The 23,303-nt window shown below is 57.6% G+C and carries 23 protein-coding genes and 2 tRNA genes; 11 read left to right on the top strand and 14 right to left on the bottom strand.

The features are described 5' to 3' along the window. Positions 1 to 114: 114 nt before the first annotated feature. Positions 115 to 831 (top strand): hypothetical protein, encoded by a 717-nt coding sequence (locus WG936_RS06185; protein ID WP_339572410.1) that lies wholly within the window; start codon positions 115 to 117, stop codon positions 829 to 831. A 42-nt stretch (positions 832 to 873) separates the two neighbouring features. Here the strand turns inward: WG936_RS06185 and ndk are convergent, their stop codons facing one another. The 5 genes from ndk to WG936_RS06160 are packed head-to-tail and all read right to left on the bottom strand — an operon-like array spanning position 874 to position 6,135. Beyond that, positions 874 to 1,284 (bottom strand): nucleoside-diphosphate kinase, encoded by a 411-nt coding sequence (gene ndk, locus WG936_RS06180; protein WP_339564912.1) that lies wholly within the window; start codon positions 1,282 to 1,284, stop codon positions 874 to 876. Positions 1,285 to 1,292: 8 nt separating this feature from the next. Beyond that, on the bottom strand, positions 1,293 to 1,610 hold the full coding sequence (locus WG936_RS06175; protein ID WP_339564913.1) for a hypothetical protein: 318 nt from the start codon (positions 1,608 to 1,610) through the stop codon (positions 1,293 to 1,295). A 9-nt stretch (positions 1,611 to 1,619) separates the two neighbouring features. Continuing rightward, entirely contained in the window at positions 1,620 to 2,030 is a 411-nt protein-coding gene (locus WG936_RS06170) for a DUF4233 domain-containing protein (RefSeq protein ID WP_339564914.1), read from the bottom strand. After that, on the bottom strand, positions 2,027 to 3,496 hold the full coding sequence (folC, locus tag WG936_RS06165; protein ID WP_339572409.1) for a bifunctional tetrahydrofolate synthase/dihydrofolate synthase: 1,470 nt from the start codon (positions 3,494 to 3,496) through the stop codon (positions 2,027 to 2,029). Before folC ends, WG936_RS06170 begins: the two co-directional genes overlap by 4 nt. Then, positions 3,496 to 6,135, bottom strand: a complete 2,640-nt coding sequence (locus WG936_RS06160; protein WP_339572408.1) for a valine--tRNA ligase — start codon at positions 6,133 to 6,135, stop codon at positions 3,496 to 3,498. Before WG936_RS06160 ends, folC begins: the two co-directional genes overlap by 1 nt. 205 nt (positions 6,136 to 6,340) lie before the next feature. Between WG936_RS06160 and WG936_RS06155 the strand changes: the two genes are divergently transcribed. Then, on the top strand, positions 6,341 to 7,369 hold the full coding sequence (locus tag WG936_RS06155; protein ID WP_339572407.1) for an EcsC family protein: 1,029 nt from the start codon (positions 6,341 to 6,343) through the stop codon (positions 7,367 to 7,369). An 88-nt stretch (positions 7,370 to 7,457) separates the two neighbouring features. Here WG936_RS06155 and WG936_RS06150 read toward each other — a convergent pair whose 3' ends face one another. Further along, on the bottom strand, positions 7,458 to 8,432 hold the full coding sequence (locus tag WG936_RS06150; protein WP_339572406.1) for a malate dehydrogenase: 975 nt from the start codon (positions 8,430 to 8,432) through the stop codon (positions 7,458 to 7,460). 294 nt (positions 8,433 to 8,726) lie between these two features. On the opposite strand from WG936_RS06150, the gene WG936_RS06145 reads away from it, so the two are divergent. Next, complete coding sequence (locus WG936_RS06145) at positions 8,727 to 9,464, top strand: TetR/AcrR family transcriptional regulator (RefSeq protein WP_339564921.1); 738 nt, start codon at positions 8,727 to 8,729, stop codon at positions 9,462 to 9,464. Here WG936_RS06145 and clpX read toward each other — a convergent pair. Then, a complete protein-coding gene (clpX, locus tag WG936_RS06140) occupies positions 9,461 to 10,732 on the bottom strand; it encodes an ATP-dependent Clp protease ATP-binding subunit ClpX (RefSeq protein WP_339572405.1) in 1,272 nt (423 codons plus the stop codon). The genes WG936_RS06145 and clpX overlap by 4 nt on opposite strands. A 184-nt stretch (positions 10,733 to 10,916) precedes the next feature. Here clpX and pcaD point away from each other — a divergent pair, with 184 nt between their 5' ends. Next, positions 10,917 to 11,669 (top strand): 3-oxoadipate enol-lactonase, encoded by a 753-nt coding sequence (gene pcaD, locus WG936_RS06135; protein ID WP_339572404.1) that lies wholly within the window; start codon positions 10,917 to 10,919, stop codon positions 11,667 to 11,669. Between the two features lie 179 nt (positions 11,670 to 11,848). On the opposite strand, the gene WG936_RS06130 is transcribed toward pcaD, so the two are convergent. The 5 genes from WG936_RS06130 to WG936_RS06110 all read right to left on the bottom strand — a co-directional run bounded on the left by WG936_RS06130 (position 11,849) and on the right by WG936_RS06110 (position 15,024). After that, positions 11,849 to 12,463 (bottom strand): ATP-dependent Clp protease proteolytic subunit, encoded by a 615-nt coding sequence (locus WG936_RS06130; RefSeq protein ID WP_339564924.1) that lies wholly within the window; start codon positions 12,461 to 12,463, stop codon positions 11,849 to 11,851. A gap of 14 nt (positions 12,464 to 12,477) precedes the next feature. After that, entirely contained in the window at positions 12,478 to 13,059 is a 582-nt protein-coding gene (locus WG936_RS06125; protein WP_339572403.1) for an ATP-dependent Clp protease proteolytic subunit, read from the bottom strand. Between the two features lie 145 nt (positions 13,060 to 13,204). After that, the gene (gene tig / locus WG936_RS06120) at positions 13,205 to 14,557 is read right to left on the bottom strand and encodes a trigger factor (RefSeq protein ID WP_339572402.1); all 1,353 of its coding nucleotides are present in this window, start codon (positions 14,555 to 14,557) and stop codon (positions 13,205 to 13,207) included. 158 nt (positions 14,558 to 14,715) lie between these two features. Beyond that, a tRNA-Pro gene (locus tag WG936_RS06115) sits at positions 14,716 to 14,789 on the bottom strand. A gap of 160 nt (positions 14,790 to 14,949) precedes the next feature. Further along, positions 14,950 to 15,024: transfer RNA gene (locus tag WG936_RS06110), tRNA-Gly, on the bottom strand. A 122-nt stretch (positions 15,025 to 15,146) separates the two neighbouring features. On the opposite strand from WG936_RS06110, the gene WG936_RS06105 reads away from it, so the two are divergent. Next, entirely contained in the window at positions 15,147 to 15,371 is a 225-nt protein-coding gene (locus WG936_RS06105) for a hypothetical protein (RefSeq protein ID WP_339564927.1), read from the top strand. Positions 15,372 to 15,447: 76 nt separating this feature from the next. Beyond that, positions 15,448 to 16,221, top strand: a complete 774-nt coding sequence (locus WG936_RS06100; RefSeq protein ID WP_339564928.1) for a DUF1542 domain-containing protein — start codon at positions 15,448 to 15,450, stop codon at positions 16,219 to 16,221. A 53-nt stretch (positions 16,222 to 16,274) separates the two neighbouring features. Here WG936_RS06100 and WG936_RS06095 read toward each other — a convergent pair whose 3' ends face one another. Next, on the bottom strand, positions 16,275 to 16,748 hold the full coding sequence (locus WG936_RS06095; RefSeq protein ID WP_339564929.1) for a ribose-5-phosphate isomerase: 474 nt from the start codon (positions 16,746 to 16,748) through the stop codon (positions 16,275 to 16,277). A 94-nt stretch (positions 16,749 to 16,842) separates the two neighbouring features. On the opposite strand from WG936_RS06095, the gene WG936_RS06090 reads away from it, so the two are divergent. Together WG936_RS06090 and WG936_RS06085 are read left to right on the top strand one after the other, a co-directional pair. Then, on the top strand, positions 16,843 to 18,063 hold the full coding sequence (locus WG936_RS06090; RefSeq protein WP_339572401.1) for a TIGR04053 family radical SAM/SPASM domain-containing protein: 1,221 nt from the start codon (positions 16,843 to 16,845) through the stop codon (positions 18,061 to 18,063). Positions 18,064 to 18,115: 52 nt separating this feature from the next. Further along, the gene (locus WG936_RS06085; protein WP_339564931.1) at positions 18,116 to 18,790 is read left to right on the top strand and encodes an HNH endonuclease family protein; all 675 of its coding nucleotides are present in this window, start codon (positions 18,116 to 18,118) and stop codon (positions 18,788 to 18,790) included. Here the strand turns inward: WG936_RS06085 and WG936_RS06080 are convergent. Then, positions 18,783 to 19,400, bottom strand: coding sequence for a DsbA family protein (locus WG936_RS06080; protein WP_339564932.1), 618 nt, complete (start codon positions 19,398 to 19,400; stop codon positions 18,783 to 18,785). The two genes, WG936_RS06085 and WG936_RS06080, sit on opposite strands and share 8 nt — an antisense overlap. Before the next feature lie 57 nt (positions 19,401 to 19,457). On the opposite strand from WG936_RS06080, the gene pepN reads away from it, so the two are divergent. From pepN to WG936_RS06065, 3 genes are all read left to right on the top strand, one after another. Continuing rightward, complete coding sequence (pepN, locus tag WG936_RS06075; RefSeq protein ID WP_339572400.1) at positions 19,458 to 22,034, top strand: aminopeptidase N; 2,577 nt, start codon at positions 19,458 to 19,460, stop codon at positions 22,032 to 22,034. A gap of 83 nt (positions 22,035 to 22,117) precedes the next feature. Beyond that, positions 22,118 to 22,777, top strand: coding sequence for a lipoprotein LpqH (locus tag WG936_RS06070; protein ID WP_339564934.1), 660 nt, complete (start codon positions 22,118 to 22,120; stop codon positions 22,775 to 22,777). A 26-nt stretch (positions 22,778 to 22,803) separates the two neighbouring features. After that, positions 22,804 to 23,289: a lipoprotein LpqH gene (locus tag WG936_RS06065; RefSeq protein ID WP_339564935.1), complete on the top strand. Its 486-nt coding sequence runs from the start codon at positions 22,804 to 22,806 to the stop codon at positions 23,287 to 23,289. The last annotated feature ends 14 nt before the right edge of the window (positions 23,290 to 23,303 follow it).

Here is a 23,303-nt window from a genome sequence, read left to right as displayed (position 1 = left end):
TCTCGCCAGTCATCGTTCAGCGATCCTGCGGTAGCGAGCGAACAACAACGTGCGTGCCATCCATTGTGGCACAGATTCGCCACCAAGTGACGCAATCAAGCTAACCTCGGCGCTATGAAGAATCGTTTTCACAATGCGGAATTGGCGGTGGTGCCGGCCATAAGTCTCGCTGCGGTGCGCTCTGAACTGCTAACTACCCTGCCGCTCGATCTCCCCGGGTTGACTGCGGTACTGCTCATACTCTGCGGCGTGATTTTCCTCATTATCGCCCTCGTGAAGGAGCAACGGACCACCCAGCACCTTCGGTTTGACATATATCGTCTCGAGGAAATCAATCCGCCGGTGCCCTGGTTGCGTATTTTTGGCCCGCTCATTGCGCCGATCTCAGCTGAAATCGCACTGGCAACAGGGGGGGCCGTTGACCCGATCTTCGCTTCCAGTCTCCGGTTCCTGGTGACAGCTTTCGCACTCTTCTTGATGTTTAGCGCCACGATGTCGCCGGATATGCGCACTGGGCCGCGTCGAGCCCGGGAAATCGCGGGGACCAGCTTAGAGGGGGTCACTGCTTCTCGGATTGAATCGCTACGCCCCCATGCGGCGTTCGCCGCGTACCTGATCCAGATCAATGCTATTTATGGCAGTCGGGTACGCGTCGATTCGCTGGCTGCACAGTTGGAGCGTCCAGCTTCGGAGATACTTGAAACGGCAAAGCAGCTGCGCGAAGTGGGCCTAGCGAACGTCTCTACCCTCATGTCCCCTGATACACCGGAGAAGTGGTGGATTGAGTTGACCGAGGTGGGCGTGCGCACTTTCTATCACCTGAAACGCTAAAACCGCGGCTTCCTCAATGAGGAAGCCGCGGCAGTTAAGCGTTTAGAGGTTAGGGAACCAAATGCCAATCTCGCGCTCTGCGGACTCTGGAGAGTCGGAGCCATGGACAACGTTCTCACCGACAGTCAAAGCGAAGTCGCCGCGGATGGTGCCCGGGGTGGCCTTGGATACTGGGTCCGTGCCACCGGCAAGCTGGCGCCATGCCTCGATGGCACGTGGGCCCTCGACGATGCCGGCAACGAGTGGTGCAGAGGTGATGAAGGAAACGAGCTCACCGAAGAATGGCTTATCAGCATGCTCGGCGTAGTGCTTCTCTGCGGTTTCCTTGTCTGCAACGCGCAGATCCATAGCGACGAGCTTAAGACCCTTGCGCTCGATGCGGGAGATAATTTCGCCCACGTGGCCGTTTGCGACGCCGTCTGGCTTGATCAGGATGAGTGTACGTTCAGTCATGCCGGTAATCATACCTGTTCAACTATTGACACCGCAGTCTTTAGGTCGGCGTAGCGGTACCACAGGCGCACCTGCCGAATCGCAGCGTAGCCCTCACCACGGTTTTTCATGTCGCGGATGGTTTTCCTTTGCTCCGCGGTGAGCTCGATCGGGTGCTCTGCGAGCTTCTGCTGATTGGACCGCTTCACCAAACCACTGATCAAGCTGGAACCGGCAGCGATGATAAAGAGAATCGCCAGCCACATCCCTAGGTCCGCGGCGCGAACATAAATGGCGAGGAGAGCAAATACGGCCGCTGCGATGAAGTCAAGGTTGCGCGAAAGCATGACCCTATCCTACGTGTGCTGCGTGGTGAGCAACCCGCGGTTCATTCGCTCAAGGAGATTCTTGCGCAGCACCAAGATGTAGCCCCACACGGCAGCATAAATCAGCCCGAGGATGCCCATCGAGGGATGCACGAAGAATCCCACAATTGCCAATGCTTGCAGCGCCAGGTTCACCGGCAGGGCTACGGAACGCTTTTGCATGAATGCCCACAGAAACATGAGCGCGCCGACAACCGTCACGTAGAGCCAGTTGAATGTGGTCCAGTGTTCGCCGTTGTCCACCCGCAAGATCACCGTGAGTACGAGCCAGATCGATATTGCTTCCATGACCAGGGTGCCAGCCATGACACCGCGCAGGCCCTTCATTGGGTCTTTGACTGGCGCATGCCCGGGCCCTAGCGGACCATACTTTTCGCTCATGCTGGTTCCTTTCCAAACAGTGCGCGCGCCTCGCCCGCAGTTACTACGGATCCAGTGATGATCACTCCCGCGCCGGATACGCTACCACCTTCAGAGGTGTCTTCTGCCAGCTCGACGGCCACTTCCACGGCGTCGACAAGCGAATCAGCCACGTGCACGCGCTCCTCGCCGAAGACCTCGCGGGCCAGCTCGGCTAGTTCGTAGGCATCGAGCGCGCGTGGCGACGCGTTCTGGGTAACCACAACCTCATTGAGGTAAGGCTCCAAGGCCAGCAGCACACCGCGCACATCTTTATCCGCCAGCACCGAAACCACACCGATGATGCGGCTAAAGGAAAAGTCTCGATCCAGCGCAGCCCCAAGAGCCTTGGCACCATGTGGATTGTGTGCCGCGTCTACGAAGACAGTTGGAGTAGCCCGAACGCGCTCCAGGCGGCCCGGCGACTCCACGGTGGCGAAACCTTCGCGGACCGTATCAAGATCTAGCTGCCGTCCCGCGCCAGCACCGAAGAATGCTTCCACGGCTGCCAGAGCGACGGCGGCATTGCGCGCCTGGTGCGCACCGGACATCGGTAGGAAGATGTCCTCGTATTCGCCACCCAGCCCCCGCAGCGAAATCTGCTGGCCGCCAACCGCGATGCTCGAGCTGATCACGCCGAACTCTGCCCCAGCGCGAGCAACAGCGGCATCCACCGACACCGCTTTCTCAAGAATGACCTGCATCGCTTCTGGCTCTTGTTCCGCAACAACTACGACGTTGTCCGGAGGTGCCAGCAGATCGTCAGCGTCCCAGCGAGACTTGATGATGCCCGCCTTTTCCGCGGCGATGTCAGCGATAGTGTCGCCCAAAATACCGGTGTGGTCCAACCCAATCGGAGTAATTACGGAGACATCCGCGTTGATCACGTTCGTGGCGTCCCAACGGCCACCCAGCCCGACCTCAACCACAGCAACATCCACGGGTGCGTCTGCGAAAGCGGCGTATGCCATACCGATCAGCACCTCGAACTTCGACATTGGAACGGAGGCGCGTTGGTCTACCATTTCCACATAAGGCTTGATTTCCGACCAGATCCGCACATAGTCGCGCGGATGAATGGGACGGCCGTCGATAGCAATACGCTCGGTGACCAGCTGCAGGTGCGGGCTCGTGGTGCGTCCGGTGCGGCGGTGGAAGGCGCGCATCAGGGACTCGATCATGCGAACCGTCGAGGTCTTTCCGTTGGTGCCGGCAACATGAATTGCTGGGAAGGAACGCTCGGGGTTGCCAAGCAGATCCATGAGCATCTCGATGCGCTCCAGCGAAGGATCGATGGTGGTCTCGGACCAGCGCTGATTCAACTCGTCTTCCACCATCGCCAATGCGGCAAGGTCCTGCTGCGTGATGTCGGTAGCTTCCGGCTCATTGGCTGGACCGGCCTGATCGATGGGCAGCGTGAGGCCGGAATCGTTGAGCTCTACTTCCATTATCCGAGCTCTTTCAATCGTGCCGTGATGCGGTCGAACTCTTCCTGCGCCACGGTTTGACGAGCCTTGATCTTCTCCACCACTGCTTCCGGAGCCTTAGCAAGAAAAGCCTCATTCCCGAGCTTCTTCGCGGTGGTGTCCAGTTCCTTCTCCGCAGTCTTGAGGTCCTTCTCCAGTCGCTTCCGCTCGGCTGCAACATCCACGCTTCCTGAAGTATCCAGCTCTACCTCGATGGTTGCTTGGCTCAGACGCACCTCAATGCTTGCGCTTGGGTTAAATTCCGCAGGCTTTTCGACGCGAGCGAGGCTACGAATCATGTCCTCGGAGCCAGCCAAATCCGCCTTCTCAAAGTCAATGCGCGCAGGCACCCACTGGGAAGGCTTAACACCCTGGTCGGAACGGAAGCGGCGGATCTCAGTGATCAGCTTCTGGGCATCTTCGATGCGACGCTGTGCGACGTCATCGGTTGCCTCACCACCGTTGGTCATCTCGGCCGTCGGCCACTCCGCGATCACGAGAGATTCGCCATCGGTGAGCGCCTGCCACAGGGTCTCCGTGACAAATGGCATCGCTGGGTGCAGCATGCGCAGCACAGCGTCAAGTACGCGGCCGAGGACCAGCTTGGTGTTCTCTCCTTCCGGAGTCTCCCCTTCCCGCGGAATCTGAACCTTGGCGATCTCCAAGTACCAGTCACACACCTCGCCCCAGACGAAGGCGTAGAGCTCTTCGTTTGCCTTGGCGAACTGGTAGCGGTCCAGGTAATCGTCGATATCCGCGCGGACCTGCTCGAGGCGGTCGAGGATCCACTTGTCGGCGTCGCTCAGCTCTGTGCGGTTGGGCAGCCCACCGACGACGGCACCGTTCATCAACGCGAACTTGGTGGCATTGAAGAGCTTGGTGGCAAAGTTGCGGGAGCTCTGCGCCGCGTCCTCGCCGACCGGTAGGTCAACGCCTGGGTTCGCGCCACGAGCCAGAGTGAAGCGCAGGGCATCCGCACCGTACTTGTCCACCCAATCCATCGGATCGATACCGTTGCCCAGGGACTTGGACATCTTGCGGCCCTGTTCGTCGCGGACGAGGCCGTGGAGGAAGATGTCAGTGAATGGGATCTTTGGCAGGTCACTGTTCTTCCCTGCGAAAGTACCGAACATCATCATGCGAGCAACCCAGAAGAACAAAATGTCGTAGGCAGTGACCAGCACGGAGGTCGGGTAGAACTTTTCCAGCTCTGGGGAGCCTTCTGGCCAACCCATCGTGGAGAATGGCCACAGGGCGGAGGAGAACCACGTGTCCAGCACGTCTTCATCCTGGACATAGCCTTCCGGCGCGGTCTCGCCTGGGCCTACGCAGACGACTTCACCGTCTGGGCCGTACCAGATTGGGATGCGGTGGCCCCACCACAGCTGGCGCGAGATGGTCCAGTCGTGCATGTCATCGACCCAGTCGAAGTAGCGTGGCTCAAGGTTGGTTGGGTGAATTTTGGTATCGCCATTTCGTACTGCGTCGCCAGACATCTTCGCAAGCTCTTCGACCTTGACGAACCACTGCAAGGACAGGCGTGGCTCGATAGGCTCGCCGGAACGCTCAGAGTGTCCCACGGAGTGCAGGTACGGGCGGACTTCCTTGACGATTCTGTTTTGCGCCGCCAAGGCTTCACGGATCTTCACGCGGGCCTCGAAACGATCGAGCCCATCGAACTGGGTGCCGGTGTCGGCGATATGACCAGTGGCATCCATGATGGTCGGCATCGGCAGGTTATGACGCTGGCCAAGTGCGTAGTCATTAGGGTCATGCGCTGGGGTGATCTTGACGGCACCGGTACCAAACTCAGGGTCGACGTAAGTGTCCGCAACGACAACCATCTCACGGTCCGCGATGAATGGGTGCGGAAGGGTCTTGCCGACCAGGTCCGCGTAGCGTTCATCATCTGGGTGGACAGCAACCGCGACATCGCCCAACATCGTTTCCACACGAGTGGTAGCCACGATCACATGATCGCCCTCTGGGTCACCGTAGAGGATGGAGACGAGTTCGCCCTCAACATCCTTGTACACAACTTCAATGTCAGAGACAGCGGTTTCCAGCACTGGAGACCAGTTGACCAGGCGATTCGCGCGGTAAATCATGCCCTGGTCATACAGCTGCTTGAAGATCGTCTGCACAGCGTTGGAAAGACCCTCATCCAAGGTGAAACGCTCGCGGGACCAGTCCACACCGGAGCCAATGGCGCGCATCTGCTCGGTGATCTTGCCGCCGTACTCGCGCTTCCACTCCCAGACCTTGCCGATGAACTCTTCACGCTGATAATCCCAGCGCTTCTTGCCCTCGGTTTCACGCAGCATCGCTTCAACCTTGGTCTGAGTAGCGATGCCAGCATGGTCCATTCCTGGCAGCCAGAGCACTTCAAAGCCCTGCATGCGTTTACGACGGCAGATGGCGTCGATAAGCGTGTTGTTCAGCGCATGGCCCATGTGCAGCTGGCCGGTCACGTTTGGCGGCGGAAGCATGACAGAGAAAGGCTGCTTATCGCTGCTCGGGTCAGCAGTGAAGTAACCCTTTTCTACCCAGCCGTTGTAAAGGTCTGCTTCAACGGCTTTTGGGTCCCAGTTCTTTGGAAGTTTGTCCGCACGATTAGTCATGGGGACTATCTTAACGCGGTCGGTGTTTAGGTTTTGCAGTGGTGTTGGCAGCAGTCCCTTACACCGAAAGAAGTGCGAATAGTTCTGAGTTTGGACATCAATTTTATCCCTCTTCCTCCGCAGCATTATCGACGTCGAAGATAAAAAGTGGCACATTAACGCTCTTGCTCAGCTGAGACTCCGCTTTAATGGAGTTATGAATCGCATGTCTGACTACGAACACAAGGCCTGGAAGCAACTACTCGAGGAAGTGAACGCTACCGAATCAAGCCCGCGGCGAAAATTAATCAAGGTTCCAGACAGGGCTAAAACCAAAGCACGCGAGGTTGGAAACTTAGTTGGCACCAAATCTCAGGAAACAATCCAAAAGATACCTGGTGCCGAGCGTGGTATCGAAATCACAACTGAAGCGGTTGCTTCGGCAATGCAAAAGGCGATGGACGGACTGCATTCAGTAACAGTCGATTTTGGCATGAATTCGATCGATACCAACAAGGTGATCAAGCGCTTGAACAAAAATGGCGCGAGTATCGAGACCTTCGAAGAGATTTGTAGCGTTGATCTGCGTGTATGCGATCGCTCTACCGCCAACTCAAAGCAGCTATATTCGTTGGCAGGGCTTGCCGAAGGCGCCGCCTCTTCATTGATTGTTTCCGGGCTTACAGTCAGCTCGACGGTCTCTGGCGGAACGACTGCCGCCGCAGCGGCAGGGGCCGTAGCTGCGGACACTATGACAGTTTTGGCAGGAATGGGTCGAATTGTGGCAAGCGTTGGTGCCCACTATGGCTACGACGTTAAAGAACCTACGGAAGCTGCTTTTGCCGCAGGGGTCCTTTCCTACTCAACAGCTTCCGGAAGTGCTGAGAAAGCCGCATCATTGGCTGCGCTGTCCCGCCTGACCCAGCAAATGATGCGCCGATCCACCTGGGAGCAGCTCTCTAACAACCTGATGGTTAATGTCCTCAAACAGGTGTACAAGATGCTGGGAATGAATCTAACCAAACGCAAGCTCGGTCAAGCAGTGCCTGTACTCGGAGTACTTATCAACGGTGGAATGAATGCGAAGATGGCACAAGATACCTTTGACCGTGCGCACATTGCGTATAGGCTCCGGTTCCTCACCGAAAAGTACAATCTTGATCCAGAAGAGTGGGCTTCAAATCCTGTCGCATCCCCAGCCGACATCCCACTCATCGATGAAATAATCGAAGCTGAAATAGTGAAAGAGGATTAGTCCCGAGCTTTAAACGCTCTCATGAAACTCCTGCACACAGCACGAAGCCCGCACCTAAAAATGGTGCGGGCTTCGTAGTTGCGAGAAACTAGCTGAGCAGATCCTTCACGGCTTCGCGCTCTTCTTGCAGCTCGGCAACGTTGGCGTCGATACGCTCGCGCTGGAAGTCGGACAGCTCTAGGCCTTCAACAATCTTCCACTCGCCACCTTCGGAGATCGTTGGCATGCCAACAACGATGCCTTCTGGGATGCCGTATGCACCGGTGGATGGGATGGCTGCGGAGACCCACTGGTCGGTGCCGTTGATCCAGTCGTGCATGTGGTCGATAGCTGCGGAAGCAGCGGAGGCTGCGGAGGAGCTACCACGCACCTCAATAATTTCAGAGCCACGCTTGGCCACGCGCGGAATGAACTCATCCCGGTACCAGGTGTGATCCACTAGGTCGACTACTGGCTTGCCCTCGCAAGTGGCGTAGCAGATGTCTGGGAACTGGGTTGCGGAGTGGTTACCCCAGACGACCATCTTTTCAAAGTCAGTAGCGGTCTTCCCCAGCTTGGTGGCCAGCTGGGACACGGCGCGGCTGTGGTCGAGGCGCATCAGCGCAGAGAAGCGGGACGCTGGGACGTCCTTCGCGGCGTTCTGTGCGATCAGCGCGTTGGTGTTTGCTGGGTTGCCCACGACGACGACGCGGATGTCTTCGGCTGCGTGATCGTTGATGGCCTTACCTTGTGGTCCGAAGATCTTGCCGTTGGCAGACAGCAGGTCGGAGCGCTCTTCGCCCTTGCCGCGTGGTTTTGCACCAACAAGGAATGCTGCGGAAGCACCGTCGAAAGCTTCTGCTGCAGAGGAGGTGATGCGGATGTTCTTCAGCAATGGGAACGCAGAATCGAGCAGTTCCATTGCCACGCCTTCGGTGGCGCGCAGAGCTGGCTCGATTTCGAGGAGGTTGAGTTCAACTGGGACATCTTTGCCGTAAACGTCACCGTTGGCGATGCGCCACAGCAGGGAGTAAGCAATGTTGCCGGCTGCGCCGGTGACAGTGATCTTCTTTGGAGAGGTCATCAAGATTTCCTTTCGATGTGCGGTGGCGACCGCTTGAACATACGCCCTCCAGCGTAGCGAGATTTCAACCCACGCACTGTGCGAGATATGACACCCATCGCCGAACCACCATGAATGGGTGCGAAAGAAACGACACCTTGAAAAGGAATTACTACCCCAATATTAGGCTGGCAGAGTTCCTGCATTCTGCGGTTTTCCTAGGCCACTGCTGGAAGATACACCCAATCAGACTTTTTACGGCACGATGAGCTTTAAATACTTATTTCTGTATCTTTTGGAAAAGGTCTGCCACTGATGAGTCCTCACACTGTTACTGATGCTGCCTCGCCGTCTACGGAGCGGGTAGTAGCTGTCGCACTGCGCCAATTCGCGCAGGAAGGATTCGAGGATTCGAAGATCGAAACCATTTCTCACGAATCCGGCATGTCTAAGCGCATGATTCACTACCACTTCGGCGACAAGAAGGGCCTGTACATTGAGGCGTTGAAGCTCGCAATCGCGCAGCTCCGCCCCGAGCCGCAGGACATGGAGTTAGATTCCACCGTGCCTGTCGACGGCGTCCGCAAGGTCGTCGAGGTGATCTATGATCGCATCACCAGCCACCCAGATGCCGTGCGGCTCATGGTGTTGGAGAACCTCTTTGATTGGGGCAAGATGGCGCATTCGGCGCCCCTGGCTGACCAGTCAGTGGTGCTGCTGCAAATGGATAAGCTGCTGATGATGGGCCAGGATGCGGGAGCTTTCCGCCCAGGAATTTCTGCCGTCGATGTGTATTCGATCATTACGTCGCTGTGTTTCCAGCGAACCGTGTACGGCGCAACACTGAGCAACTTGTACGCCATCGATCTGACGGATCAGGCCAACTCAGAGGGCAACCTGCACTTGGTGGTTGACACTGTCCTAGCCTTTTTGACCTCGAACCTTTCTGCGCGCGATCCGATGAGCTACCTGAAGCAGCGCTCGGACAGCAACGAAACTGGGGCCAGCAGCGCCATTTATGATGACGTGTCGGCCCCAGGAGAGTTTCTTTAGGCGGTTTGTTCCGCTGCCTTTTCCCGCAGCTCCGGCTCGGCTTCACCGCGCGCAACAGCATCTGTGATGACCACTTCAGCTAGATCATCCCGGTCTGGAATGTCGTACATGATCGGAACCAAGATCTCTTCCATGATCGAACGCAGGCCACGTGCGCCGGTTTTGCGCTCAAGAGCCTGGTCCGCGATAGCTTCCAATGCTTCCGGTGTGAAGGCCAGGGAGACGTCATCCATCTCAAAAAGCCGTTGATACTGGCGGACCAGCGAATTCTTTGGTTCGGTGAGCACCTGAACGAGGGAATCACGGTCCAGGTTGGTCACAGTCGCAACCACTGGGAGACGACCAATGAACTCGGGGATCAAACCGAATTTGACCAGGTCTTCTGGGCGGACCTCCGCAAAGATATCTACTTCGTCTTTCTCTGCCGCGGTGGTGATTTCGGAGCCGAAACCGAGCCCCTTCTTGCCTCGGCGCGCCTCAATGACCTGCTCGAGCCCGGCGAAAGCGCCTGCAACGATGAACAAGATATTCGAGGTATCCAGCTGGATAAACTCCTGGTTCGGGTGCTTCCGTCCGCCCTGCGGCGGAACCGCCGCCACGGTGCCTTCCAAAATCTTCAGCAATGCTTGCTGCACGCCTTCACCGGACACATCGCGGGTGATCGAGGGGTTCTCCGACTTGCGGGAAATCTTGTCTACCTCGTCGATGTAGATGATGCCCCGTTGTGCGCGGGCAACATCGTAATCAGCTGCCTGCAGCAGCTTCAGCAGAATATTCTCCACGTCCTCTCCGACATAGCCGGCCTCGGTGAGCGAGGTGGCATCGGCGATGGCAAACGGGACGTCGAGAAGCTTGGCCAGTGTCTGCGCCAGGTAGGTCTTGCCGGAGCCGGTCGGGCCGAGCATGAGGATGTTGGACTTGGCGAGCTCAACCTCGTCGTCCTTCTTGCCCAGCGCCTTGGTTTCCTCGGCGCGGATGCGCTTGTAATGGTTGTACACAGCCACGGCGAGGACGCGTTTCGCACGGTCCTGGCCGATCACATACTTATCAAGGAACGCGGAGATCTCTTTCGGGCGAGGCAGCTTTTGCTCATCTTGCTTCTCGGCGGCGGCAGCGCCCAGCTCTTCTTCGATGATCTCGTTGCATAGCTCGATGCACTCATCACAGATGTAGACACCACCGCCAGCGATGAGCTTCTTCACCTGCTTCTGGCTCTTCCCACAGAAGGAGCATTTGAGCAGGTCAGCGCTTTCTTGCATGCGTGCCATGGAAGTGTTGATCTCGCAATCTTATCGGCGAAATGGTCTATGAGTTGCCCTACCCTACCGCACCGTGCGGTCAAGTTGAAGCTGCACCGCCGTAAGCTGCCCGCTTATCGACGCCCGGAGTGCCCAACTCCACACTCAACGCTACGCTGGTGCATATATTCTCGACCAATTCACGGAGGTTCCCATGGCCCTTGCTCAGTTGCATGTTCGCGAATTCGGCACCGGCGGCACCCCGCTAGTCCTGCTCGGCTCCCTTGGATCCTCGATCAAGATGTGGCTGCACCAGCTGGACTACTTTTCCGCTTCACGTCGTGTGATCGCCGTCGATCTGCGTGGCCATGGCAAGTCTGATGTCGTGCCGGGCAGCACCACTATCGACGAACTGGCCGCTGATGTTCTCGCCGCCGTCGATGCTCCCGAATTCGACTTGGTGGGTCTTTCTTTGGGCGGAGGAATCGCGCAGCACATCGCGCTCGCACACGCCGACCATGTCCGTCGTTTGGTACTCGTCTCCACTGCCCCTAAGTTTGGCGACTCTGCGGGATGGCAGCAAAAAGCCGCCGATGTCCGCGCGGGTAAACTCGACGAGCTTTCGCAGAGCACTATCGAGCGTTGGTTCTCCCCGACGTGGCTGCAGTCCCACCCCGCCTCCCGCGAGTATTGGCGACAGATGGTGGCCGATACCCCTGCCGAGGGCTACGCGGCGGCCTGCACTGCCTTGGCAGCCTTTGATACGCGAGAGCAGCTTGCGTCTTTGAGCAAGCCGACCCTCGTGGTTGCCGGAACCCAAGACACCTCCACCCCACCCGAAGTGGTGCAGCAACTAGCTGCCGGCATTCCCGATGCGCGCTACGAGGAGTTCAACCCCGCAGCGCATCTGCTCAACGTCGAGCGGGCTGCGGAGTTCAACGCCTTGCTGGAAGATTTCCTGAGCTAAGAGCCGCGGTTGCGGCTTGTCGAAAGTCCGAATCGATCTCGGCTTCACCGCTGCGGCATCCGCAGGGCAACGGCCATGATTTCACGATCATGATTATGAGAGTAAAGGGCCTTTCAAAGGCCCCGTAGCATAAGTTCTACTCTCAAGATCATGATCGTGAAATCATGATCCCTGAGCCGCTAGCCGTTCAGCTTGCGGTAATCAAAGACCTGGTCGATGATGCCGTATTCCTTGGCCTCCGCGGCGGTGAGGATCTTATCGCGGTCGGTGTCGATGCGGATTTGCTCCGCGGACTTCCCGGTGTGATGCGCCAGCGTAGTTTCCATGAGGGAGCGCATGCGCTCGATTTCCTTTGCCTGGATCTCCAGGTCAGAAACCTGGCCTTGGACACCACCGGTGGCCGGCTGGTGGATCAGGACGCGGGCGTTCGGCAGCGCTGCGCGCTTGCCTGGTGCACCTGCTGCTAGCAGTACGGCCGCAGCGGAAGCGGCCTGGCCGAGACAGACGGTCTGCACGTCTGGGCGGACGTACTGCATGGTGTCATAAATCGCCATCAACGAGGTGAAGGAACCACCTGGAGAGTTGATGTACATGGTGATGTCTCGGTCTGGGTCTAACCCTTCGAGCACGAGGAGCTGCGCCATGATGTCGTTGGCGGCAGCATCGTCGACCTGGGTTCCCAGGAAGATGATGCGCTCTTCAAAGAGCTTGTTGTACGGGTTGGATTCCTTAGCGCCGTATGCGGAGTGCTCGACGAAGGAGGGAAGGACATAACGGGAAGTTGGCATCTGCATGAGAAAGGTCCCTCCTAGTTGGTGATTTCGCCGTGCTTGGCGTGCTCGATGACGTGGTCGACGAAGCCGTATTCCTTCGCCTGGGCTGCGGTGAACCAGCGGTCGCGGTCGGAATCCTTGGTGATCTGCTCAAAGGTTTGGCCGGTGTGCTCCGCAATGAGCTCGGCCATTTCGCGCTTGGTGTGCGCGAACTGCTCGGCCTGAATAGCGATGTCGGAAGCGGTGCCGCCGACACCAGCAGAAGGCTGGTGCATCATGATCCGCGCGTGTGGCAGGGCATAGCGCTTACCCTTGGTGCCTGCGGAAAGCAGGAACTGCCCCATGGAGGCGGCTAGGCCCATGCCGTAGGTGGCGATGTCGCATGGTGAGTACTTCATCGTGTCATAAATCGCCATGCCCGCGGTCACAGAGCCACCTGGGGAGTTGATGTACAGCGCGATGTCACGATTTGGGTCCTCTGCGGACAGCAACAGGATCTGAGCGCAGAGCTTGTTGGCAATGTCATCATCAACCTGGCTGCCCAGGAAGATGATGCGTTCGCGCAGGAGGCGCTCGTAGACGGAGTCGCTGAGGTTCATTCCGTTCGGTGAGGTCATGAATTCCCTACTTTCTTCTTTTCGTTAGCAACCAATGTAACGCAGGATACCGATGCAAAATGCCCATGTTCGCTATCAGCGTTGCGCTTATCGACGCCAAAAGCAAAGGCCCAGCGAAAACGCTGGGCCCGGTAGCTAGGCGAAATTACTCTGCGTCAGCCTCAGCTGCAGGCTCTTCCTCAGCACCGAAGTACTCAGAGGCGTCGACGACGTTGCCGTCAGCGTCCTTGACAGAGGTCTTGCAGATTGCGGCGGCAAGTGCCTTGCCACGGCGAACGTCCGCAAAGAGGTTAGCAATCTGACCAGTCTGGGTCAGCTGCTGCACGAACTGGTTAGGGTCCATGCCATAAGACTGTGCGGTGAACAGGATGTGGTCAGACAGCTCCTGCTGGGAAACCTGTGGCTCCTCCTGCTCCGCGAGGACATCGAGGAACAGCTGAGTGCGCACGGCTTCTTCAGCATTGTTGCGGGAGTCCTTGTCGAACTCTTCGCGGGAGGTGCCCTGTGCTTCGAGGAGGGAGTTGAATACCTTCTCGTCGCCACCGAACTGGCTCAGCAGCTGCTGCAGCTGTCCCTGAACCTGCTCTTCTACAACGGACTCCGGCAAGGAGAACTCAGACTGAGCCAGTGCTTCCTTCAGAACTGCGTCGCGGATTGCAGAAGCCTGCTGCCCCTTCGCGTTCTCCTCAGCCTGCTTGCCGAGGGATTCACGCAACTCTTCGATGGTGTCGAACTCAGAAGCCATCTGAGCGAACTCATCATCAGCTTCCGGGAGCTCACGCATCTTGGTTGCGGTGACCTCAACCTTGACCACAGCTTCCTTGCCGGCGTACTCGCCCTGCTCCAAGGTGGTGGTGAATTCTGCTTCTTCACCGTTCTTCATGCCCACGAGGGTCTTGTCCAAGCCGTCGATAAGCTCGTTGCTGCCGATCTCATGGTTGAGCCCCTCAGTGGTGGCTTCTTCGACTGGTTCGCCGTCAACCGTTGCGGAGAGGTTGATGGTGACGAACTCACCCTTCTTGAGCTTGTGGTTGTGATCCTTGAGGGTGCCGAAGCGCTCGCGGAGGTGATCCAGCTCGTGGTCGATAGCGTCCTCGCCAGCGGCGGCGGATGGGACCTCGACGGAGATCTTGGAGAAGTCAGGGACGGTGATCTCTGGACGAACGTCAACGTCTGCGGTGAACTCGACAAGTTCGCCGTCTTCCAGCTTGGTGACGTCAATGACCGGCTGGCCAATGACCTTGAGGTCATGCTCCTCAACGGCAGCAGAGTAGCGAGATGGCAGCATGTCATTGATGACCTGCTCGAGAACTGGGCCACGGCCAATGCGGGCCTCAAGAAGCTGACGCGGTGCTTTGCCCTTACGGAAACCAGGGATGGAAACCTGCTGAGACAGCGTCTGGTAGGCCTGGTCGAACTCGGGCTTCAGTTCCTCGAAAGGAATTTCCACGGTGACCTTGACGCGGGTGTCACTTAGCTGCTCTACAGAACTCTTCACGAGTAAAACTCCTGGGTTGGTTGTTGGGGTAAATAAGTTAAGTCAACACTTTACCTGTGCCGATCTTGCGCGGATTCAACGAGGGGCACTTAAGAAGCCATGTTAAATCAAAAAATGAGGTACCACCGAAGTGATACCTCATTTATATTTCCTAATTGTCGGGGCGACAGGATTTGAACCTGCGACCCTCTGCTCCCAAAGCAGATGCGCTACCAAGCTGCGCCACGCCCCGTTAGGTAAGTCCCGCTGTGTGCGGTACGAGTGAGTACTTTACACAGACTTTGCTGCAGATAGCAAAACCGCAGGTAGCAAGGATGTCCACCGCTTGAAAGATATGGACTTTAGCGAAACAAAAAGCTCCCTACCCGGCTGGGTAAGGAGCAGTTAGATCTTGGAGGGAGTGACGGGAATCGAACCCGCGTCACCAGCTTGGAAGGCTGGGGTAATAGCCACTATACGACACTCCCATAAGTGGTACGACGCACAACTATAGCGCACTGAGGGGAGCGAACCAAAATTGCCATACCGTTATGGAACTGTAGCGAAAATTGAATTCTATATACGAAAAAGCTTATTAAAATGGCAAGGCATGCTACCTAAAATTATTGATGCCGAATCAGGCCAAGAACTCTGGACAGCCGCCGAATGCGCAGCACATTCGAATACCGCGCGTGGCACCTTTACTAGTTACGCGGGCCGGGGGCGCGCTCCCCGCCCGGTAGCCAAGCTTCATGGCCTCACCCTGTGGAGCTCGGAAGAGGTGCGTGATTGGGCGACACGTAGGCAGAAAACTGCCAGCAAGCCCAAAACCTAGCACTTAGGAACTTTTTAACAATTTTGCCCGTTGTTTTCTTTAACATCTGTTATTTGACCGGTAGGAGCTAAAAGCAATGGGCCTGATTATCATCCTCGTGGTTGTAGGTGGCGCGGTTTTCGCCATCTCGAAGATGACCTCGCGAAACGGCGCACAGCAGGAAGCCGCCAAGCTTAACGACGCCATTGCAGACGCACGCCGATGGATCGACAGACTCGGCTCGCAGGTCCTTTCCTTGACCGGCTCCGATACTGCGTCTAACCAGGCGATGGCGGATGCTTCCGAGCGCTTCAACGCTGCCAGCTCCCAAATCAGCACCGCGCAGACGGTCCGCCAGGCCGAGCTCGCCCGCGAATCAGCCTTGGAAGGCTTGCACTACGTCAATGCTGCCCGGGAAATCATGGGCATGCCGGCAGGCCCTGAATTGCCGCCATTGGAAGGCCAGCGTTCCGCCGGGAAGGTCACCGAGGACCGCACAATCGAGTTCGAGGGCCGACAAGTCACTGCTTCTCCGCACGCCAGTCCCGACGCAAACCACTACTACCCCGGCGGCATGGTGGCAGGACGTCCGGTTCCAGCTGGCTGGTACTCCGAACCGTGGTGGGCTTCTGCCCTGCGTTCCGGAATGTGGACTGCATCTTCGATGATGATGTTTTCGATGATGTTCAACGGCATGTCAGGGGTGGGATATGGAGCAGACTCCTTTGCCAACGGTTACGGCGACGGCTATCAGGATGGCCTCGATGCAGGTGGCGATGCCGGAGTGGACGACCTTTCCGGCGGTGACGACGGAGGCGGGCTATTCGACGGCGACTTCGGCGATTTTGATTTCGGCGGCTTCGACTTCTAGTTGACATAAGAAAGCCTCGCAACCGCACTGGTTGCGAGGCTTTAGCTTTGCGCCTATTCCGTTGGCAGTGCCGGGGCAATCCCGGTTTTTTCATAGTCGGCCAGGATATCGATGCGACGCTGGTGCCGCTCTGCTTGGCTCCACTCCTGATCTAGGAAGGCGTCGACAATGGCGAGGGTTTCCTCCTCGGAATGCATGCGTCCGCCGATGCCGATCAGCTGCGCATTGTTGTGCTCGCGTGCTAACCGGGCAGTTTCAGGTGACCATGCGAGTGCACATCGGGCACCCTTAACTTTGTTCGCGGCGATCTGCTCACCATTACCGGAGCCGCCAAGAACGATTCCCAATGAGCCTGGATCGTTGACGGTCCGAGAGGCTGCTTCGATACAGAATGCTGGGTAATCATCGTCGGCATCGTAGGTATGGGCGCCACAGTCAATGACCTCATGGCCAAGGCCATTGAGGTGCTCGGCAATAACGTTCTTCATTTCGAACCCTGCGTGGTCCGCTCCTAGGTATACGCGCATAGCATCCATTGTAGTTGTTCGTCACAAAGTTGGACTAATCGTGGTGGTGAACACTACCGTCGTTGATAACACCCTGCTTATAGGAGATTTTGACGTGGCTCACGCACCCGTAGTCCGTACTGTTCGGCACGACATCAACACCAAACCATTCATCGTGATTTGGGAGGTCACCCGCGCCTGCGCCCTCGTCTGCAAGCACTGCCGCGCAGACGCCCAGCACGAACCGAATCCACTGCAGCTCAGCACCGAGGAAGGCAAGCGCCTGCTGGAAAACCTGGCGAGCTACGAAAAGCCACGTCCGCTCGTCGTACTGACCGGTGGCGACCCTTTCGAGCGCGGGGATCTTGAAGAGCTGACGCGCTATGGCACCGAGTTAGGGCTCAACATCTCCCTCTCCCCTTCTGTCACCCCCAAGCTCACTCCAGAGCGGGTACAGGCCCTCCGAGAGGCGGGCGGCAAAGCGATGTCGATGTCTCTCGACGGCGCAACCCCCGAGACTCATGACGCATTCCGCGGCTTTTCGGGCACCTTCGATCAAACCGTCGCGATGGCTCCAGTGATCAACGAAGCAGGCTTCCGGCTCCAGATCAATTCCACGCTGACCAAGAAGAACATCCACGAGGCCCCTGCCCTGTTGAAGAAGGTCATGGAGATGGGTGCCAAGATGTGGTACGTCTTCTTCCTTGTCCCAACAGGTCGCGGCGCCGCACTCAACGCTCTAGATCCCGTTGAACGGGAGGATGTGCTGCACTGGCTGGCAGATGTGTCTAATCGCATTGCGATCAAAACCACCGAGGCGCCACAGTATCGACGAGTGGTGATCCAAAACCAAAATGGCGTGCATTACGAGGGTGGCGAACTTTATCAGGAGCTCACCGCCAAGACTGCTGAGCTCCTCGGCGCTGTCGCAGCAAAACCACGCCCACCGCGTGCACCCATGGCTGTGAATTCCGGCTCAGGCTTTGCTTTTATTGACCATATCGGCGATGTGTATCCAAACGGATTCCTACCACTGCATTGTGGCAGCGTGAAAAACCAGAACTTCCACGACATCTACACCGACTCGCCAGTGTTTAAGATGCTGCGTGACCCTGATCATTGGCACGGTAAGTGCTCGGTATGCGAGTTTCACGATGTTTGTGGCGGTTCTCGTTCCACCGCCTATGCCCTCACCGGCGATATCAGCGCATCCGACCCTACCTGCGTGTATGTGCCACCAGCATGGACCGGAACCGAAACCGATGAGATAACCCAAACGGTTGAGATACCGCTTACAGTAGCGCGATCCGCAGAGGCGTCCGCCGCACACCACTAGCCACGTGAGTTATCATTAGCTCCTTTTTAAGTTGTTGAAGGAGCTATCTCTCGTGCGTCGCCTCGTCGCTTTCCTCACCGCAATTTTTGCCAGCTGTGGGTTAGCTATTCCGGCAGCACCTGGCGACCTAGCAGCAGCGCCAGGGGCGTCGACAAGCATGCAGGTTTTGGACTCCTTAGCTGTCAAAGGACGCGCACCCAAAACTGGATATAGTCGGAAAGAGTTCCCACATTGGAACGATGACGTCAATGTGGAGTTTGGGCACAATGGGTGCGACACCCGCAACGATATTTTGAAACGGGACCTAAGCGACACAACCCTCAAGCAGGGCACGCACGACTGTGTTGTACTAACCGGCCTCCTGCGTGACCCGTACACTGCGCGCGAAATCAACTTTGTGCGGGGCGACGGCACCTCCGCCGACGTGCAAATTGACCATGTGGTGGCTCTTTCCAACGCCTGGCAAACCGGCGCGCAACAGCTCACTAGCGAGGAACGCCAGGTCTTTGCTAATGATCCACTCAACCTGTTGGCTGTCGCCGGGCCAGCGAATAAACAGAAAAGCGACGGCGATGCCGCGACCTGGCTCCCGGCTAACAAGGAATTTCGCTGCGAGTACGCGGCTCGGCAGGTAGCAGTAAAGGCCAAGTATCGGCTTTGGGTAACCCCGCCTGAGAAGGCAGCCCTCCATCGGATTTTGGCGGAGTGCCCTTCAAAACCTAGCTAAACTTTGGTCGCTCGGTACGAGTGCGTTTGAGCTCGAAAAAGTGTGGGTACCCGGCAAGTGCCACGGCACCATCGAAAATCTGGCCGGCATCCTCCCCGCGTGGAATTCGCGTCAGCACGGGACCGAAGAATGCGGTCTCCCCCAGTTTGACCACTGGGGTCCCGACCTCGTCCCCCACGGCAGACATCGCGCCCGCGTGGTATTCCTGCAGCTGCGTATCCCATTCGGTAGTGTTCGCAATTTCGGCTAACGAGGCGGGCAGGCCGACCTGCTCCAATGCCGGGGCGAGGAGGTCGTCGTAACCGCCGAAGCCGGTACGCCCACCGTTGCCTTCATCATGGATCTTGGTTCCGAGGACGGTGTACAACTCGTCAACAGCCTCGGGATGCTCGGTGGCCACTGCCGCAAATACGCGAGCAGGACCCCAGTTTGCTTCCATCATTTTCATGTACTCCGGATCGAGGTCCCGGCCGTCGTTAAGCACGGACAAGGACATCGGCACCCATGTCACCTTGATGTCGCGCACCTGCTCTACTTCCTTGATCCAGCGGGAGGTAATCCAGCAGAACGGGCAGGACACATCAAACCAAAAAGTCACCTGTGAAGTCATGAAAACCAGCTCCTAACACCCGAGTACATTGGAGTCCGATTGTAGAGAAAGGACACCATGACTTCTATCAATTTGACCAGGGCCGAAGCGCAACAGCGCAGTGAGCTGCTGAAAGTGGAGCACTACGGAATCCAGCTGGATCTCACTAGCAGTGCGGACACCTTCGAATCCGTCACCACTGTCGAGTTCACGGCGCATCAAGCGGGTGACACCTTCATCGATATTCGCGCCGACCGGCTCAGCGCAACGTTGAACGGCGCGCCTTATGAAGCGCACTACTCTCCGGAAGACGGCCTGGCGCTGCGAAACCTGCAGCCGGGAACTTACACCCTCGTGGTGGACGCAACCATCCCCTATTCTCACACTGGCCAGGGGTTACACCGCTTCGTCGACCCCGCTGACGGCAAACCATATCTCTACACTCAGTTCGAAACTGCGGACGCTAAGCGCATGTTTGCCTGCTTCGACCAACCGGATCTGAAGGCCACCTACAGCATTGAAGCGTTGACCCCGAAAGACTGGAAGCTGATCACTAACGCTGCCACAACTGTGGAAGCCCATGGCGAAGCGCTCCGCCACAAGGCAGAGGTAGATTACCCCATCTCTACCTACCTCATCGCCGTATGCGCCGGCCCGTACCACGAGGTGACAGACACTTGGCGGGGCCAGCTCACGCATCATCCCGAAACCCCAGCCGATCAGCCTCTGGAGTTGGAAATCCCCTTGGGGATTTACTGCCGCGCCTCCATCGCTTCATCCTTAGATGCGGACAGACTCTTCACCGAGACCAAGCAGGGCTTTGACTGGTACCACCGCAACTTCGGTTACTCCTACCCTTTTGTGAAGTATGACCAGCTCTTCGTCCCCGAGTTCAATATGGGGGCGATGGAAAACGCTGGCTGCGTGACCTTCCGCGATGAATACGTCTTCACCTCCAAGGTCACCCGCTACCGTTACGAACGCCGCGCAGAAACCATTCTGCACGAGATGGCGCACATGTGGTTCGGCGACCTCGTCACCATGCAGTGGTGGGATGATCTGTGGCTTAACGAGTCCTTCGCCACCTGGTCCGCCTGCATTTCTCAGGCCGAAGAAACCGAATATGACACCGCATGGGTCACCTTCGCCAACGTGGAAAAGTCCTGGGCTTACCAACAGGACCAGTTGCCCTCCACACATCCAGTTTTCGCCGATGCCACTGACATTGAAACCGTGGAACAAAACTTCGACGGCATCACCTACGCCAAGGGGTCGTCGGTACTCAAGCAGCTGCAGGCCTATGTCGGTCGCGAGGCCTTCCTGGCAGGCGTTCGCCGACACTTCGCCGGGCATGCATTCGGGAACGCCACTTTTGACGATCTCCTCGCTGCCTTCGAGCAGGCCTCCGGCCGAGATCTGTCTACTTGGGCAGACCAGTGGCTCAAGACCACCGGCATCAACAAGCTCTCCCCGAGCTACACCGTAACCAATGGCCGCTACGATTCTTTCGCTGTCGCGCAGGAGGGCGCACAGCCCGGCGCGGGTGAGCTGCGAACGCACCGCGTCGCCGTGGGCCTCTACTCGCTTATCGACGGCCGAGTCGTCCGCACCAATCGCATTGAACTTGACGTTGCGGGCGCTACAACATTGGTTCCAGAGCTCGTCGGCAAGCCTGCCGCAGATTTGGTGTTGGTTAATGACGAAGACCTCACCTATTGCCTCATGGGCCTGGATGCGGATTCGCTGCACTTCGTGGTGGAAAACATCGCACGCATCGAGGACCCCATGGCCCGCACCTTGTGCTGGTCTGCGGCCTGGGAGATGACCCGCGCCGGCGAGATGAAGGCCCGCGATTTTCTTTCCTTAGTCTCGGCTGGCGCTGCTGCTGAAACTGAGATTGCAGTGCTCGAGCGGATCCTGGCCCAGGCCACGACTGCTGTAGAGACCTATGCTGATCCGGCCTGGGCTAAGGAGACTGGCCGAGAAAAGCTAGCCGAGCTACTCCTTGCGGGTGTGAGCTCGGCAGAACCGGGTTCGGATTTCCAGTTAGCCTTCGCACAAGCCTTGGCCAAGGTCCGACCGAACAGCGCCGCAATCACCTTCTTCCGTGAAGTCCTAGCCGGCGCGGCCCCGGCAGGCTTGGTGATTGACGCAGACCTGCGGTGGGCAGCACTTACCGCGCTGATCGCGACCGGTGACGTTGCCGATGCTCCGGGTGCGATTGCGGCTGAGCGAGAACGCGATCAGTCTGCCACCGGTCAGAATTCTGCTTGGCGCGCCGAGGCTGCCATCAATACCGCAGCCAACAAGCAGGCGGTGTTCACTGAGGTCACGGATCTTTCCCACGGGCTCTCAAATCTCGCTTCCCGCCACAAGATCGAAGGCCTCACCTTCGTTGGTGCTGCCGAAAACCTGACCCAATTCAACGAACGCTACTACGAGCTTGCCGACGAGTTTTGGGCTGCCGCTTCCTCCGAGATTGCACTGGCAACGCTCGGAGGGCTGTTCCCGTCCTGGGATGTTTCGCCGGAGGGACTGCGCCGCGCCGACGAATTCCTCACCGGCGAGCACGCAGCCGGCCTGACTCGCTTGGTGTCTGAGCACCGCGACCGCATCGCCCGCGCCCTGCGCAACCGAAAGGTCGACGCTCTTTAAGATCTTCGGGAACAAAAGCAACTCCCCTGGACTCTAAGTGGATGTACACACCAAAAACACCGAGTCCATGGGAGTTGATTGTTATGAAGAAGTTCTTGAAGGTTGCTGCCGCAGCCGCGCTGTGCGTTTCCTTGACGGGCTGCGGCGCCGTCGATTCATTTGTTACCGGCTTCACTGAAGCAGCAAAAGAAGACCTCGGAATGAGTGAGCCCACCCCAGATGCGGCAGCACCGTCCGAGGATGCGCAGCCGACCTCTTCTGAGACATCCACCAGCGCCACAGCTACCAGCACCAAAAGCAGCACCAGCAAAACCACTACCCCGAAGTCGAGCACTAGGAGCTCCACCTCAACCAGCGAACCACGGGACTCCCAGGCAACTAAGTCGCGCGGGGCAGGTACCTACTCAGTCAAAGTCGATGGGGAAACCTTCGTTCGAGATGGCTTCGACGTCGTATGTGTAACCCAAGGTGAGGATTTTGGCGTCGGAGTGAACTCTAAGGGTATCGAGTACTACGATCGCGCGGGAAGCTACTTCGGCGCGGTACTCAAGAACGGCGAACTGGATATGTTGGCCATGCAGCAAGGCACGCTACGCGGCAGCAACGAGCTGAACCCAAGCAAGGTGAAGATGACCAAGAGCGGAAACACCTACACCTTTAGCGGCGAAGCTGACTTCCAAGACTCGCGGAAGAAGGAACGACCGGTGGCAAAGAAGATTGAAGCCACCGTTACCTGCCCTTAGGGAGACGGCACGATAGGCTTGGGAACATGAAGATGTCCCAGGCCACTCGTTTCGCACTTCTCAGCTTGACGCTCTGTCTTGCTGCTACTGGATGCACGAACCAGGAAGTAAGCACACCTGGGGACGTCGATAAGCCTGCTGCACCCATCATCCCCACGAACAGCACACAAGAGGTGAGCACCACCGGCTCTGCTTTTCTCAACGGCTACCAGATCCTTCCCACTGGTACGAGCGCGGTCTGTGCCACCCATGAAGGCACCAGAACGATCATCGTAGGCGATATGCCTTCAAAGAGCGCTGCCAGCGTCATCATGGATGAGCGTGGTGTCAAAGCCTTATCTATCGCAGACGCGGAAGACAACGTCGAGTTCACCGACTATTCGGTGCCGGTAGAGATTTCCACCACCGATGGGGTTACCACCGTCACTGGTAAGGCGGAAGGCACCCGTGTGCAGGGCACTTCGAATAAGAAGATCCAGATGACTTTTGTGATCACCGCAGAGTGCATCTGATTCAGCTAGCCTAG

This window comes from Corynebacterium sp. H127 (genome assembly GCF_037482665.1).
Classification (GTDB): Bacteria; Actinomycetota; Actinomycetes; order Mycobacteriales; family Mycobacteriaceae; genus Corynebacterium.
Note: the sequence above shows the minus strand (reverse complement) of the source record. Positions and strands in the feature narration are given on the sequence as shown.